The organism is Pseudomonas oryzihabitans (assembly GCF_001518815.1).
Lineage (GTDB): Bacteria > Pseudomonadota > Gammaproteobacteria > Pseudomonadales > Pseudomonadaceae > Chryseomonas > Chryseomonas oryzihabitans_E.
In genome coordinates, this window is record NZ_CP013987.1 from 4,403,094 (window position 1) to 4,418,011 (window position 14,918).

The following is a 14,918-nucleotide window of genomic DNA, read 5'->3' on the forward strand; positions in this document are numbered from 1 at the left end:
CCTCTAGGGTCTCGTGTTATTCGGTTTCCAGTTCGATATCGATGCCGAGCGAGCGGATTTCCTTGATCAACACGTTGAAGGACTCGGGCATGCCGGCCTCCATGCGGTGATCCCCGTCCACGATGTTCTTGTACATCTTGGTCCGGCCGTTCACATCGTCCGACTTCACCGTGAGCATTTCCTGCAGGGTGTAAGCCGCGCCATAGGCCTCCAGTGCCCAGACCTCCATCTCCCCGAAACGCTGACCACCGAACTGCGCCTTACCACCCAGCGGCTGCTGGGTAACCAGGCTGTAGGAACCAGTGGAACGGGCGTGCATCTTGTCGTCCACCAGGTGGTTCAGCTTGAGCATGTACATGTAGCCAACGGTGGTGGTGCGCTCGAAGGCGTTGCCAGTGCGGCCATCGTACAGGCGCATCTGACCGCTCTCGGGCAGATCGGCCAGCTTCAGCATAGCCTTGATCTCGCGCTCCTTGGCACCGTCGAATACCGGCGTGGCCATGGGAACACCGCCACGCAGGTTCTTAGCCAAGTCGAGGATTTCCTGGTCGCTCAGGTCGTCCAGCTTCTCCTGGCGGCCACCGATCTCGTTATAGATCTCGTGCAGGAAGCCACGCAGTTCGGCGACCTTGCGCTGCTCTTCGAGCATCAGGTTGATCTTCTCGCCCAGGCCCTTGGCCGCGAGGCCCAGGTGGGTTTCAAGGATCTGACCGACGTTCATCCGCGAGGGTACGCCCAGCGGGTTGAGCACGATGTCCACCGGTGTGCCGTTGGCGTCGTAGGGCATGTCTTCGACCGGCATGATCACCGAGACCACACCCTTGTTACCGTGACGACCGGCCATCTTGTCGCCCGGCTGGATGCGGCGCTTGATGGCGAGGTAGACCTTGACGATCTTCAGTACGCCCGGTGCCAGGTCATCGCCCTGCTGCAGCTTGCGCTTCTTGTCTTCGAACTTGTCGTCCAGCAACTGGCGACGGTCGGACAGGTAGGCCTGGGCCTTTTCCAGCTGCTCGTTGTGAGCATCTTCCGCCATGCGCAGCTTGAACCACTGACCGCGCTCGAGGCCATTCAGGTACTCGTCGGTGATGACGGCACCCTTCTTGACTGCCGGACCGCCCTCGGCGACTTGACCCACCAGGGCCTGACGCAGACGCTCGAAGGTCGCACCTTCGACGATACGGAACTCTTCGTTCAGATCCTTGCGGATCTCGTCGAGCTGGGACTTCTCGATGGCCAGGGCGCGGGAGTCACGCTCGACGCCGTCACGGGTGAAGACCTGAACGTCGATGACGGTACCCTTGGTGCCGGTGGGCACGCGCAGGGAGGTGTCCTTAACGTCGCTGGCCTTCTCACCGAAGATGGCGCGCAGCAGCTTCTCTTCCGGGGTCAGCTGGGTTTCGCCCTTGGGCGTGACCTTGCCGACCAGGATGTCACCGGCACCGACCTCGGCACCGACATAGACGATACCCGCCTCGTCCAGCTTGTTCAGCGCAGCCTCACCCACGTTCGGGATGTCGGAGGTGATCTCCTCCGGGCCGAGCTTGGTGTCACGGGCCACACAGGTCAGTTCCTGGATGTGGATGGTGGTGAAGCGGTCTTCCTGAACCACGCGCTCCGACAGACAGATGGAGTCTTCGAAGTTGAAGCCGTTCCAGGGCATGAAGGCCACGCGCATGTTCTGACCCAGTGCCAGCTCGCCCATGTCGGTCGAGGGGCCATCGGCCAGGATGTCGAACTTGGCCACCTGATCACCCTTGCTCACCAGCGGACGCTGGTTGATGCAGGTGTTCTGGTTGGAACGGGTGTACTTGGTCAGGTTGTAGATGTCGACGCCGGCTTCACCGGTCTCGACTTCGTCATCGTTGACACGCACCACGATACGGCTGGCATCGACGGAGTCGATCACACCGCCACGGCGAGCCACGACGCAGACGCCGGAGTCACGGGCGACGTTGCGCTCCATGCCGGTACCTACCAGCGGCTTGTCCGAACGCAGGGTCGGCACGGCCTGACGCTGCATGTTGGAACCCATCAGCGCACGGTTGGCGTCGTCGTGCTCGAGGAACGGAATCAGCGAGGCAGCGACGGAAACGACCTGCTTGGGCGAAACGTCCATCAGGGTGACGTCTTCGGGCGCCTTCACGGTGAATTCGTTCAGGTGACGCACGGCCACCAGCTCGTCGATCAGCCGGTTGTTCTCATCCAGCCCTGCAGAGGCCTGGGCGATCACGTGGTTGGCTTCTTCGATGGCCGACAGGAAAACGATCTCGTCGGTGGCCACGCCGTCCTTGACCATGCGATACGGGCTTTCGAGGAAGCCGTACTGGTTGGTGCGGGCATAGGCAGCCAGGGAGTTGATCAGGCCGATGTTCGGGCCTTCCGGCGTTTCGATCGGGCAGACCCGGCCGTAGTGCGTCGGGTGTACGTCACGAACTTCGAAACCGGCGCGCTCACGGGTCAGACCGCCCGGGCCGAGTGCGGAGACACGACGCTTGTGGGTGATCTCCGACAGCGGGTTGTTCTGGTCCATGAACTGGGACAGCTGGCTGGAGCCGAAGAATTCCTTGATCGCGGCAGCCACCGGCTTGGCGTTGATCAGATCCTGCGGCATCAGGCCTTCGCTTTCGGCCATGGATAGGCGTTCCTTGACGGCACGCTCCACCCGCACCAGGCCCACGCGGAACTGGTTCTCGGCCATTTCACCGACGCAACGGACACGGCGGTTACCCAGGTGGTCGATGTCGTCGACGATGCCCTTACCGTTACGGATGTCGACCAGGGTCTTGAGCACGTCGACGATGTCTTCGCGGCTGAGGACACCCGAGCCTTCGATGGCGTCGCGACCGATACGGCGGTTGAACTTCATGCGGCCGACGGCGGACAAGTCGTAACGCTCGGCGCTGAAGAACAGGTTGTTGAACAGGGTCTCGGCAGCTTCCTTGGTCGGCGGCTCGCCAGGACGCATCATCCGGTAGATCTCGACCAGGGCTTCCAGCTGGTTGCCGGTGGAGTCGATCTTCAGGGTATCGGAGATGAAGGGACCACAGTCGATGTCGTTGGTGTACAGCGTCTCGAACCGCACGACATTGGCCTTGGCCATCTTGGCCAGAATGTCCAGGGTCAGTTCGGTGTTGCACTCGGCGATGATCTCGCCAGTGGACGGATGCACGACGGCCTTGGCGGTGGTACGGCCAATGACGTAATCGAAGGGTACTTCCAGCTCGCTCAGACCGGACTTTTCCAGCTGATTGATGTGGCGAGCGGTCACACGGCGGCCCTGCTCCACGATCACCTTGCCGCTGCCATCCTTGATGTCGAAGCTGGCAATGTCGCCGCGCAGACGCTGGGGTACCAGCTCGAACGTCAGCATTTCACCTTTGATATGGAAGGTGTTGGTGTCATAGAACGCATCCAGCACCTCTTCGGTGCTGTAGCCGAGCGCGCGCAGCAGTACCGAGGCCGGCAGCTTGCGGCGACGGTCGATACGGACGAACACGGCGTCTTTGGGATCGAACTCGAAGTCCAGCCAGGAGCCGCGGTAGGGGATGATGCGTGCCGAGTACAGCAGCTTGCCCGAGCTGTGCGTCTTGCCGCGGTCGTGATCGAAGAACACGCCCGGGCTGCGGTGCAGCTGGGACACGATGACACGCTCGGTACCATTGATGATGAAGGTACCGTTCTCGGTCATCAGGGGGATTTCCCCCATGTAGACTTCCTGCTCCTTGATGTCCTTGATCGCCTTGTTCGACGACTCACGGTCGAAAATGATCAGGCGAACCTTGACTCGCAGCGGGACGGCGAAGGTCACGCCGCGCAGGACGCATTCCTTCACATCGAAAGCCGGCTCGCCCAGGCGATAGCCGACGTATTCCAGGGCCGCATTGCCGGAATAGCTGATAATCGGGAAAACGGACTTGAAGGCCGCATGCAGGCCGATATCGCGGAACTGGTCTTTGCCTGCGCCCGCCTGCAGGAATTCGCGGTACGAATCCAGTTGGATAGCCAGCAAATAGGGCACGTCCATGACGTGCGGCAACTTGCTAAAGTCCTTGCGGATACGTTTTTTCTCAGTGTATGAGTAAGCCATCAGCGTTCCCCAGCTTGGTCACCAGCTTGTTTGGCCTCTCCGACGGGAGCAGCCGGAAAATCGTGCAAACCCTTTGGTTTGCCGCACCCCGAGAGCGAGGTGGATACAGCGCATCTTGTCAGGCGGATATGCTCGCTCTGTACAAAACGGCAAAAGGCCGGTGGCGTTCGCCACCAGCCATCAGCCGAACGTGAAACGTTGCGGCTGTAGACGCAAGAACCGAACTTACTTGAGCTCGACCTTGGCGCCTGCTTCTTCCAGAGCCTTCTTGGCAGCTTCGCCTTCCTCTTTGGAGACGCCTTCCTTGACCACGCCCGGGGCGCCGTCAACGACAGCCTTAGCTTCTTTCAGGCCCAGGCCGGTCAGTTCACGAACGACCTTGATGACGTTCACTTTCTTGTCGCCGGTCTCGGTCAACATGATGGTGAATTCGGTCTGCTCTTCGACGACGGCAGCGGCAGCAGCCGGGCCAGCAGCGGCGGCGGCAGCAGCGGTCACGCCGAACTTCTCTTCCATCGCCTTGATCAGTTCCACCACTTGCATGACGGACATTTCGGATACGGCGTTAATGATGTCTTCGTTGGTCAGAGCCATGACTCTAGATTCCTATAACAGGGTGCGGCTTCAGGCCGCAAATAATAAGAAAGACTTGCAGGAAACGCAGCACGCACGATTAGGCGGCGGCAGCTTCCTTTTGGTCGCGAATGGCGGCGAGGGTACGAGCCAGCTTGCTGGTAGCGCCCTGGATGACACTCATCAGCTGGGACACAGCTTCGTCGTAGGTCGGCAGGGTTGCCAGTACGTCGATCTGGTTAGCCGGGATGAGCTTGCCTTCGAACGCGGCGGCCTTGATCTCGAACTTGTCCTGACCCTTGGCGAAATCCTTGAAGATACGGGCGGCGGCGCCCGGATGCTCCTTGGAGAACGCGATCAGGGTCGGGCCCTTGAAGGTGTCGTTGAGAACGTCGAAAGACGTGCCTTCAACGGCACGACGCAGCAGGGTGTTACGTACGACACGTACATAGACACCAGCCGCGCGGGCCTCTTTACGGAGTCCGGTCATGGCACCCACAGTCACGCCACGGGCATCGGCCACGACAGCGGACAGGGCACCTTGGGCAGCCTCGTTGACTTCAGCGACGATAGCCTTCTTGTCTTCGAGTTTGATTGCCACGGGTTTAACTCCTGGATGTTACCGTTTCGCCCGATGGACTGGGCGGCGTTTTGGTGTCTGACTCGGTAACCGAATCGGGAGCACCATCTGCGTAGGCTGGGGTTTCCCCGGTTTAAGACTTGCGTCCCCTACGGTCTTGGACAGCCCCCGCCAGGCAGGGACCCCAATCTTGACGCCGCGCCCGAAGGCACAGCGACTTGTATCTTGCTTAGGCTTCCAGGGAAGCCTGATCGATCTGCAGACCCGGGCCCATGGTGGAGCTCAGGGTGATGCGCTTGACGTAGATGCCCTTGGAGGTCGAGGGCTTCAGGCGCTTCAGGTCGGCCAGCAGAGCTTCAACGTTCTGCTTCAGCTTCACGGGCTCGAAATCGATCTTGCCAACGGAAGCGTGGATGATGCCGTTCTTGTCGGTACGGAAACGCACCTGACCAGCCTTGGCATTCTTGACGGCGGTAGCGACGTCCGGGGTCACGGTGCCAACCTTGGGGTTGGGCATCAGACCACGCGGGCCGAGCAGCTGACCCAGCTGGCCGACGACACGCATGGCATCCGGCGAGGCGATGACGACGTCGTAGTTCAGGTCGCCAGCTTTCATTTCAGCAGCCAGTTCGTCCATGCCGACTTTCTCGGCACCAGCGGCCAGAGCAGCTTCGGCATTGGCACCCTGGGTGAAAACGGCAACGCGAACCGACTTGCCAGTGCCGTTGGGCAGCACGGTGGCGCCACGGACGACTTGGTCGGATTTACGCGGATCCACGCCCAGGTTCACGGAGACGTCGATGGACTCCTTGAACTTGATGGTGGACAGCTCGGCCAGCAGGGCTGCAGCTTCTTCGAAGCCGTACTGCTTGCCAGCCTGGATTTTTTCGGCGATAGCCTTTTGACGCTTAGTGAGCTTGGCCATTACACGCCCTCCACATTCAGACCCATGCTACGAGCGGAACCGGCGATGGTACGCACGGCGGCGTCCATATCGGCGGCGGTGAGATCGGCATTCTTGGTCTTGGCGATCTCTTCCAGCTGGGCGCGGGTGACGGTACCAACCTTCTGGCTGTTGGGACGAGCGGAACCGCTCTGGATGCCAGCAGCCTTCTTGAGCAGCACAGAGGCCGGGGTGCTCTTGATTTCGAAGGTGAAGCTGCGGTCGCTGTACACGGTGATGATCACCGGAGTGGGCAGACCGGGCTCCATGCCCTGGGTGCGGGCGTTGAACGCCTTGCAGAATTCCATGATGTTGACGCCGTGCTGACCCAGCGCCGGGCCGACCGGCGGGCTCGGGTTGGCTTGGGCGGCCTTAACCTGCAGCTTGATGTAAGCCTGAATCTTCTTAGCCATGTGCTACTCCAATGATGGGTTCAACGCCCCGTGGGGCTCCCCAATTACTTGCTATATCCCAGTGACGACAAAACCCCGCAGCCTGGGCTACGGGGTGAGGGATGCGGACAACCTAGACCTTTTCGACCTGGCTGAACTCGAGCTCCACCGGGGTCGACCGACCAAAGATCAGTACCGCCACGTGGATACGGCTCTTTTCGTAATTCACTTCTTCGACGACACCGTTGAAGTCGGCGAACGGACCGTCCACGACTCGAACTGTCTCACCCGCCTCGAACAAGGTTTTCGGCTTGGGCTTGTCGCTGCTATCGGAGACACGACGCAGAATCGCATCCGCCTCACGATCAGTGATGGGTGCCGGCTTGTCGGCGGTACCGCCGATGAAGCCCATGACACGAGGGGTATCCTTGACCAAGTGCCAAGTCCCTTCGTTCATCTCCATCTGCACCAGGACATAGCCCGGGAAAAACTTGCGCTCGCTTTTACGCTTCTGGCCATTACGCATTTCCACCACTTCTTCGGTGGGCACCAGAATGTCGCCGAACTGGTCTTCCATTTCGTGCAGCTTGACGCGTTCGATCAACGAACGCATGACATGCTTCTCGTAACCCGAGTAGGCATGCACGACGTACCAACGCTTAGCCACGGCGAACCCTTTCAACCAACAATCGTGGAAACTAGCCAACCGAGCAGGGAGTCGAGCCCCCACAACAACAAAGCCATCACGAGCACCACGGCGACCACGATCAGCGTGGTCTGGGTGGTCTCTTGCCGAGTAGGCCAGACAACCTTGCGAATCTCGGTACGGGCGTCTTTCAGCAAACCGAAGAAGGCTTGCCCTTTGGCAGTCTGCAGGGCAACAAAGGCAGCGATAGCTGCCAACACCAACAGACCTACCACTCGATACAGGATGGACTGAGCAGCGAAGTAATGATTGGCAACAACACCGATCACCACCAGAACGACAACCACCAGCCACTTCAGCGCATCGAAGCGCGACTCTTTGGCTTCCGCCTTGATGCTCATTGCATGAATCCTGTAAGGAGTGCCAGATATAAATCTGGCAGGCCAGGAGGGAATCGAACCCCCAACCTGCGGTTTTGGAGACCGCCGCTCTGCCAATTGAGCTACTGGCCTGTAACTTGAATCAGGCCGACCATTATGCCGGCCTAACAGCCCAAGATCAATCGATTACTCGATGATCTTGGCAACCACGCCGGCGCCGACGGTACGACCGCCTTCGCGGATGGCGAAACGCAGACCGTCTTCCATCGCGATCGGAGCGATCAGGGTGACAACCATCTTGATGTTGTCGCCCGGCATCACCATCTCGACGCCTTCCGGCAGCTCGCAGTTACCGGTCACGTCAGTGGTACGGAAGTAGAACTGCGGACGGTAGCCCTTGAAGAACGGGGTGTGACGACCGCCTTCTTCCTTGGACAGCACGTACACTTCGCACTCGAACTTGGTGTGCGGCTTGATGGTGCCCGGCTTGGCCAGAACCTGGCCACGCTCGACGTCTTCACGCTTGGTGCCACGCAGCAGGACGCCGACGTTCTCACCGGCACGACCTTCGTCCAGCAGCTTGCGGAACATTTCAACGCCGGTGCAGGTGGTCTTGACGGTGGCCTTGATGCCCACGATCTCGACTTCTTCCTGGACCTTGACGATGCCACGCTCGACACGGCCGGTCACCACGGTGCCACGACCGGAGATCGAGAACACGTCTTCGATCGGCATCAGGAACGGCTTGTCGATGGCGCGCTCGGGCTCGGGGATGTAGGAGTCAAGGGTCTCGACCAGCTTGCGCACGGCAGAAACGCCCATCTCGTTGTCATCCTGGCCGTTCAGGGCCATCAGCGCGGAGCCGATCACGATCGGAGTGTCGTCGCCCGGGAAGTCGTAGGTGTTCAGCAGATCGCGAACTTCCATTTCGACCAGTTCCAGCAGCTCGGCGTCGTCAACCATGTCGGCCTTGTTCAGGAACACGACGATGTACGGAACGCCTACCTGACGGGACAGCAGGATGTGCTCACGGGTCTGCGGCATGGGGCCGTCAGCAGCCGAGCAAACCAGGATCGCGCCGTCCATCTGGGCAGCACCGGTGATCATGTTCTTCACGTAGTCGGCGTGGCCGGGGCAGTCGACGTGCGCGTAGTGACGGGTCGCCGAATCGTACTCAACGTGGGAAGTGTTGATGGTGATACCGCGAGCCTTTTCTTCCGGCGCGTTGTCGATCTGGTCGAAACCACGAGCGGAACCGCCCCAGGTGTCGGCACAGACTTTGGTCAGCGCTGCGGTCAGAGTGGTCTTGCCATGGTCAACGTGACCGATGGTGCCCACGTTCAGGTGCGGCTTGTTACGTTCGAACTTTTCTTTAGCCATCGACACTCTCTCCCTTCACGAATTGAGCAAAGCAATGCCGCCATTAAAACAAAGGCAGATATTTTCATATCTGCCTTTTAAGATGGAGCTCATGAGCGGATTTGAACCGCTGACCTCACCCTTACCAAGGGTGTGCTCTACCAACTGAGCTACATGAGCGAAACATTTGCCAGTCAAACTGGAGCGGGTAGCGGGAATCGAACCCGCATCATCAGCTTGGAAGGCTGAGGTTCTACCACTGAACTATACCCGCAGAGCCTAAGCGCTCTAGCAATCTGGTGGAGGGGGAAGGATTCGAACCTTCGAAGTCTGCGACGTCAGATTTACAGTCTGATCCCTTTGGCCACTCGGGAACCCCTCCAAAGTGAGGCGGCATTTTCTTCATCTGCCCTCCTCTTGTCAAGGATCTTTTTAAAATCTCCTTAACAATCAGTGCTTTCCCTTCGCTCGTTAGCGTTATCAGCGAAAGCGGGCGCAGTTTATGCAACCTCAGCGAACTACGCAACCCCAAACCGCAAAAAAAGCTTAAAAAACAAAGGCCGCCCTAGCGGCGGCCTTTGTCTGCAGACGATAGCCCCGAATTACAGCTGGGGACCGGCCGCCACGATGGCCTCGGAGACGCCGGAGAACTTCTTGAAGTTCTCGACGAACTTGCCGGCGAGCTCGCGTGCCGCCGCATCATAGGCCTCGCCTTCCTGCCAGGTATCGCGCGGATTGAGCAGGACGGTATCCACGCCAGGCACGGCAACCGGGACATCGAGATTGATGACCGGTACGTGGCGGGTTTCGGTACCGATCAGGGCGCCGCTCTGGATGGCGGCGATCACCGCGCGGGTGGTGGGGATGTTGAAACGCTTGCCCACGCCGTAGCCGCCACCGGTCCAGCCGGTATTGACCAGATAGACCTTGGAGCCGAAGCCCTGGATACGCTTGATCAGCAGATCGGCGTACTCGGCTGCCGGACGCGGGAAGAAGGGCGCGCCGAAGCAGGTGGAGAAGGTCGACTTGATGCCCGGGCCGGAGCCCATCTCGGTCGAGCCGACCAGGGCGGTATAGCCGGACAGGAAGTGGTAGGCCGCCTGCTCATTATTAAGGATGGAAACCGGGGGCAGCACACCGGTGAGGTCGCAGGTCAGGAAGATGACCGCATTGGGCTCGCCGCCCAGGTTGTGCTCGGCACGCTTGTCGATCAGCTCGCGCGGATAGGCTGCACGACTGTTCTGGGTCAGGCTGTCATCGGCATAGTTGGGCTGACGGGTCTGCGGATCCAGGACCACGTTTTCCAGCACGGCGCCGAACTGGATGGCTTTCCAGATGACCGGCTCGTTCTTTTCGGACAGGTCGATGCACTTGGCGTAGCAGCCACCTTCCATGTTGAAGACGGTGCCTACGCCCCAGCCATGCTCGTCGTCACCGATGAGGTAGCGGCTCTGGTCGGCGGACAGGGTGGTCTTGCCGGTACCGGACAGGCCGAAGAACAGGGTGACATCACCCTCCTCGCCCACGTTGGCCGCGCAGTGCATCGGCAGCACGTCCTTCTCCGGGAGCAGGAAGTTCTGCACGGAGAACATGGCCTTCTTCATCTCGCCCGCATAGCGCATGCCGGCGATCAGCACCTTGCGTGCCGCGAAATTGATGATGACGGTACCGTCGGAGTTGGTGCCGTCACGCTCGGGCTCGCAAACGAACTCGGGCGCGTTGATGATCTCCCAGGCCGGCTTGGACTGGGGATTGTATTCGGCCGGATTGATGAACAGGCAACGGCCGAACAGGTTGTGCCAGGCCGTCTCGGTACGCATGACGACGGGCAGGTAGTGCTCGACATCAGCACCTACATGAACGTGGGAGACGAATTGATCACGCTCGTCCAGGTAGGCGCTGACGCGCTCCCACAGCGGCGCGAACTTCTCCTCCGGGAAAGGCCGGTTGATCGGCCCCCAGTGAATGGCAGCGCGCGTGGAGGCTTCCTCGACAATAAAGCGATCAACCGGCGAACGCCCCGTGCGATGCCCCGTCTTGACGACCAGCGAGCCATTGGCGGCCAGCTCTCCTTCGCCACGTCGCAGGGACTCTTCCACTAACTGCGCGACGCTGATATCGGTATACACGTTGGCTTTCGTCATTTCGTTCCCCATGGCCCTGGGCCTTTCCTTATGCTTGTAGCTCTTACACGGCAGAACTACACGTTGCGGGATTATGCCAGAAAGCCTTCGGGCATTTGCAACGGCTAGTGGCGGGTATTTCCCGGGGTTTGCGTGCCACCGCCCGCAAAAATCTGTGCGATATCGGCGGCGTCGAACACCTGTTGCTCATTGCAAAACTGACAATCGACCTGAATTTCTCCCCGCTGTTCGTCGAGCAGCGTCTCGACTTCCGAACGGCCCATGCTGACCAGCGCATTGGCTGCCCGATCACGGGAACAGCTGCAGTTGAACGCCACCCCTTGCTCGTCGAACAGGCGCACCGTTTCCTCGTGGAACAGGCGATGCAGGATCACTTCGTTGTCGAGGCCCAGCAGTTCTTCGGCAGTGAGGGTATCGGCCAGGGTGACCACGTGCTCCCAGCTGTCCTGACGCGCCTGGGCATCCTTGATTCGCGCCGGCGGCAGTTGCTGGAGCAGCAGGCCACGGGCACGTCGCCCATCGGCGTTGAGCCAGAAGCGGGTGGGCAGCTGTTCGGACGTGGCGAAATAGCCGGACAGGCACTCGGCCAGATTCGCCCCCTCCAGCGGCACGATGCCCTGATAGCGCTGACCATGGCGGGGATCGATGGTGAGGGCCAGGATGCCGTCGGGCATGAGTTCGCCAAGAGAGGCGGACCCCGTGAGCGCCGCCTCGTCGTAGCGAGCGATGCCGCGTACCTCGCGCTCGCTGGAGCATTCGACCATGAGCAGCGGAACGGGTCCGCTGGAGCGCGCCTGGAGCACGAGCAGGCCGTCGAACTTCAGGGTGCCGCACAGCAGGGCGGCGGCGGCCAGCATCTCGCCGAGCAACTGCGCCACGGGCTCCGGATAGGGATGCTTGGCCAGCACCTCGGCATAACTGCGATCCAGGGTGGCCAGCTCGCCACGGACATCGGTTTCGTCGAACAGGAAGCGCTGGGTGAAATCGTGGGAAGTCATGAACTACCTATATAAGGAGGAAGGTCGCGAACCTTGGCGTTCGCGACCCAGGCCAGGACCATCGGGCGGACCTGGCCATTGAGAGGATCCAGCGAGTGGCGACGACTCAGTCGTCGAACGGATGGACGTACTCGCGGAACTGGTGGATCTGCCGGCGCTGCTTCTTGGTGGGACGGCCATCGGTCTGCAAGCCGAGATTGCCCGCCTTGCGCGCCGCCGCTGCCTGCTCGCGCGCCTTGATGCTTTCTGGCGTCTCGGTATAGAGCTGCTGGGCCTCGGGCGCTCCCCGGCGGTTCTGCGACAGGGCGACGATCACCACGGTCTTTTCGTCATAGCCCTGACGGATGGTGAGGACGTCGCCGATGCGCGGCTCCTTGCTGGGCTTGCAGCGCTCGCCGCGGCACTGGATCTTGCCGCCTTCGAGAGCAGCCTTGGCCAGCGCGCGGGTCTTGAAAAAACGTGCGGCCCATAGCCATTTGTCGAGGCGCATCCGTTCTTCAGTGTGATCTACTGCATACATCGAATAAAAGGTCCCCTGTTGGGTCTTAGACTCTTCTCAAGAACTCTAAACCATCGGACCGACGCTGCAAGCGTGCCTCTGGAGAGCCATGACCACATTCTTTCCTTCCGACCTGACCGGCCAGACCCGTTGCGCGGGTTGCCAGCAGTCGGAACCTCTGGGCTTCGACTTCGACTTTGCCTATCAGCCCATCGTGGATCTGGGCAAAGGCGCGGTCTTTGCCCGCGAAGCGCTGGTGCGCGGCCCTGCCGGCGAAGGCGCCCTGTCGGTGCTCAACCAGGTCACCGACAGCAACCGCTATCGCTTCGACCAGCTCTGCCGCACCAAGGCAATCGCCACCGCGGCCGCCCTGGGCCTGCGGGAGAGCTTGTCGATCAACTTTCTGCCCAATGCCGTCTATCGCCCAGAGCTGTGCATTCGCAGCACCCTGGCCGCCGCCCGGGAGCATGGCTTTCCGCTGGAACGCCTGATCTTCGAAACGGTGGAAACCGAGCATGTGGCCAGCAATCATCTGACGCATATCCTGCGTGAGTATCAGCAGTTCGGCTTCAAGACCGCCATCGACGACTTCGGTGCCGGCCATTCCGGCCTGACCCTACTGGCCGAATTTCAACCGGACCTGGTCAAGCTCGACATGGCGCTCATCCGTGACATCGACCGGGATCAGGTCCGCCGCACCATCGTGCGCAACGTGATCGTCATGTGTCGCGAACTGGGCACCCAGGTGGTGGCCGAAGGTGTGGAAACGACTGCGGAACGGGACTGCCTCCGGGACCTCGGCATCGACCTGATGCAGGGCTACCTGTTCGCCAAGCCCGCCTTCAAACAGCTCGTCGATCCGCAACATTTAGGCGGAGGCCACTGATTTCAAGGAGCAGCGATGAGCAATTCCGCCGAACCGGTCATTATCGGCCTGAGTGAGTGGGTGGCCCTCCCCGAATTGGGGGTGGTGGGCCTGAGAGCCAAGATAGATACCGGTGCCAGCACCTCGGCGCTGCACGCGACGGAAGTCCAGCCGTTCATGCGCGGCAAGGAGCGCTGGGTGAGGTTCACCGTGCACCTGGGGACGCTGGTCCAATCTCGGCATCGGCACTGCGAGGCGCCCCTGGTGGCGAAGAAGACCATCCGCAGCTCCAACGGCATCGCCCAGACGCGTTATGTCATCCGTACCCTGCTGGCCCTGGGCGAATGCCAGTGGCCGGTGGAATTTACCCTGGCCTGTCGTAAGAGCATGCGCTATCGCATGCTGCTCGGCTCCAAGGCGCTGATCGATGGTGGTCTGCTGGTGAATCCGGCCGTCTCCTATGCACAAGACAAACCCCAGCTGTCCCTCACTCCGGCTTCCGGTGCCCCATGAAAATCGCCGTTCTCTCGCGTAATCCCAATCTGTATTCCACCCGACGCCTGGTCGAGGCCGGGGTCAGCCGAGGCCATGAAGTGGTCGTGGTGGACACCCTGCGCGCGTACATGAACATCGCCAGCCACAAGCCGCAGATCCACTACCGTGGCAAACCCCTGGAGGGCTTCGATGCGGTCATCCCGCGCATCGGTGCCTCGGTGACCTTCTATGGCTGCGCGGTGTTGCGCCAGTTCGAGATGCAAGGGGTTTTTCCGCTCAACGAGAGCGTGGCCATCAGCCGTTCGCGCGACAAGCTGCGCTCCCTGCAGCTGCTCTCGCGCAAGGGCATCGGCCTGCCGGTGACCGGCTTCGCCCATTCGCCGGATGACGTGCCCGACCTGATCCGGATGGTCAACGGCGCCCCCCTGGTGATCAAGGTCCTGGAAGGTACCCAGGGTATCGGCGTGGTGCTCTGCGAGACCGAGAAGGCGGCCGAATCGGTGATCGAGGCCTTCATGGGCCTCAAGCAGAACATCATGGTGCAGGAGTACATCCGCGAGGCAGGCGGTGCGGATATCCGTTGTTTCGTGGTCGGCGACAAGGTGATCGCTGCCATGAAGCGCCAGGCGGCGCCCGGGGAGTTCCGCTCGAACCTGCACCGTGGCGGTACCGCCAGCCTGATCAAGATCACCCCCGAGGAACGCATGACCGCCCTGCGTGCGGCCCGGGCCATGGGCCTGAGCGTCGCCGGCGTGGACATCCTCAGATCCAATCACGGGCCGCTGGTGATGGAGGTCAACTCTTCGCCCGGCCTGGAAGGCATCGAGCAGACCACCGGCAAGGACGTGGCCGGGATCATCATCGAGTACCTGGAAAAGAACGCCGAGCCGGGTCTGACGCGAACCAAGGGCAAGGGCTGAGGCGCCAGCTCCCGAGTGTTGGGCTTCGCTGCGC

The 14,918-nt window shown here is 60.9% G+C and carries 14 protein-coding genes and 4 tRNA genes; 3 read left to right on the forward strand and 15 right to left on the reverse strand.

Annotated features, from left to right (window positions below; all coding sequences use genetic code 11):
- Positions 1-16: 16 nt before the first annotated feature.
- The 15 genes from rpoB to APT59_RS20175 all read right to left on the reverse strand — a co-directional run bounded on the left by rpoB (position 17) and on the right by APT59_RS20175 (position 12,595).
- Positions 17-4,090, reverse strand: a complete 4,074-nt coding sequence (rpoB, locus tag APT59_RS20105; protein WP_059316465.1) for a DNA-directed RNA polymerase subunit beta — start codon at positions 4,088-4,090, stop codon at positions 17-19.
- A 225-nt stretch (positions 4,091-4,315) separates the two neighbouring features.
- The gene (rplL, locus tag APT59_RS20110; RefSeq protein ID WP_059316466.1) at positions 4,316-4,684 is read right to left on the reverse strand and encodes a 50S ribosomal protein L7/L12; all 369 of its coding nucleotides are present in this window, start codon (positions 4,682-4,684) and stop codon (positions 4,316-4,318) included.
- Between the two features lie 79 nt (positions 4,685-4,763).
- Complete coding sequence (gene rplJ, locus APT59_RS20115) at positions 4,764-5,264, reverse strand: 50S ribosomal protein L10 (RefSeq protein WP_059316467.1); 501 nt, start codon at positions 5,262-5,264, stop codon at positions 4,764-4,766.
- 208 nt (positions 5,265-5,472) lie between these two features.
- Positions 5,473-6,168: a 50S ribosomal protein L1 gene (gene rplA / locus APT59_RS20120; protein ID WP_007163094.1), complete on the reverse strand. Its 696-nt coding sequence runs from the start codon at positions 6,166-6,168 to the stop codon at positions 5,473-5,475.
- Positions 6,168-6,599 carry a 50S ribosomal protein L11 gene (gene rplK, locus APT59_RS20125; RefSeq protein ID WP_007163095.1) on the reverse strand — a complete coding sequence of 144 codons (432 nt, stop codon included), beginning with the start codon at positions 6,597-6,599 and terminating at the stop codon, positions 6,168-6,170. Before rplK ends, rplA begins: the two co-directional genes overlap by 1 nt.
- A 112-nt stretch (positions 6,600-6,711) precedes the next feature.
- Positions 6,712-7,245, reverse strand: coding sequence for a transcription termination/antitermination protein NusG (gene nusG, locus APT59_RS20130; protein ID WP_007163096.1), 534 nt, complete (start codon positions 7,243-7,245; stop codon positions 6,712-6,714).
- Between the two features lie 11 nt (positions 7,246-7,256).
- Entirely contained in the window at positions 7,257-7,625 is a 369-nt protein-coding gene (gene secE, locus APT59_RS20135; RefSeq protein WP_059316468.1) for a preprotein translocase subunit SecE, read from the reverse strand.
- A 35-nt stretch (positions 7,626-7,660) separates the two neighbouring features.
- Positions 7,661-7,736: transfer RNA gene (locus tag APT59_RS20140), tRNA-Trp, on the reverse strand.
- A 54-nt stretch (positions 7,737-7,790) separates the two neighbouring features.
- The gene (tuf, locus tag APT59_RS20145; RefSeq protein ID WP_059316463.1) at positions 7,791-8,984 is read right to left on the reverse strand and encodes an elongation factor Tu; all 1,194 of its coding nucleotides are present in this window, start codon (positions 8,982-8,984) and stop codon (positions 7,791-7,793) included.
- Positions 8,985-9,067: 83 nt separating this feature from the next.
- Positions 9,068-9,143, reverse strand: a tRNA-Thr gene (locus tag APT59_RS20150).
- Positions 9,144-9,163: 20 nt separating this feature from the next.
- Positions 9,164-9,237: transfer RNA gene (locus APT59_RS20155), tRNA-Gly, on the reverse strand.
- A gap of 23 nt (positions 9,238-9,260) precedes the next feature.
- Positions 9,261-9,345: transfer RNA gene (locus APT59_RS20160), tRNA-Tyr, on the reverse strand.
- A 220-nt stretch (positions 9,346-9,565) separates the two neighbouring features.
- On the reverse strand, positions 9,566-11,107 hold the full coding sequence (locus APT59_RS20165; protein ID WP_059316469.1) for a phosphoenolpyruvate carboxykinase: 1,542 nt from the start codon (positions 11,105-11,107) through the stop codon (positions 9,566-9,568).
- 104 nt (positions 11,108-11,211) lie between these two features.
- On the reverse strand, positions 11,212-12,105 hold the full coding sequence (gene hslO / locus APT59_RS20170) for an Hsp33 family molecular chaperone HslO (RefSeq protein WP_059316470.1): 894 nt from the start codon (positions 12,103-12,105) through the stop codon (positions 11,212-11,214).
- A 106-nt stretch (positions 12,106-12,211) separates the two neighbouring features.
- Positions 12,212-12,595 (reverse strand): RNA-binding S4 domain-containing protein, encoded by a 384-nt coding sequence (locus APT59_RS20175; protein ID WP_059316471.1) that lies wholly within the window; start codon positions 12,593-12,595, stop codon positions 12,212-12,214.
- Between the two features lie 118 nt (positions 12,596-12,713).
- Between APT59_RS20175 and APT59_RS20180 the strand changes: the two genes are divergently transcribed.
- The 3 genes from APT59_RS20180 (at position 12,714) to rimK (ending at position 14,884) form a co-directional block, all read left to right on the forward strand.
- Positions 12,714-13,490, forward strand: coding sequence for an EAL domain-containing protein (locus tag APT59_RS20180; RefSeq protein WP_059316472.1), 777 nt, complete (start codon positions 12,714-12,716; stop codon positions 13,488-13,490).
- A gap of 81 nt (positions 13,491-13,571) precedes the next feature.
- Positions 13,572-13,982, forward strand: a complete 411-nt coding sequence (locus APT59_RS20185; RefSeq protein WP_231356116.1) for an ATP-dependent zinc protease — start codon at positions 13,572-13,574, stop codon at positions 13,980-13,982.
- The gene (gene rimK, locus APT59_RS20190; RefSeq protein ID WP_017639501.1) at positions 13,979-14,884 is read left to right on the forward strand and encodes a 30S ribosomal protein S6--L-glutamate ligase; all 906 of its coding nucleotides are present in this window, start codon (positions 13,979-13,981) and stop codon (positions 14,882-14,884) included. Before APT59_RS20185 ends, rimK begins: the two co-directional genes overlap by 4 nt.
- Positions 14,885-14,918 lie beyond the last annotated feature (34 nt).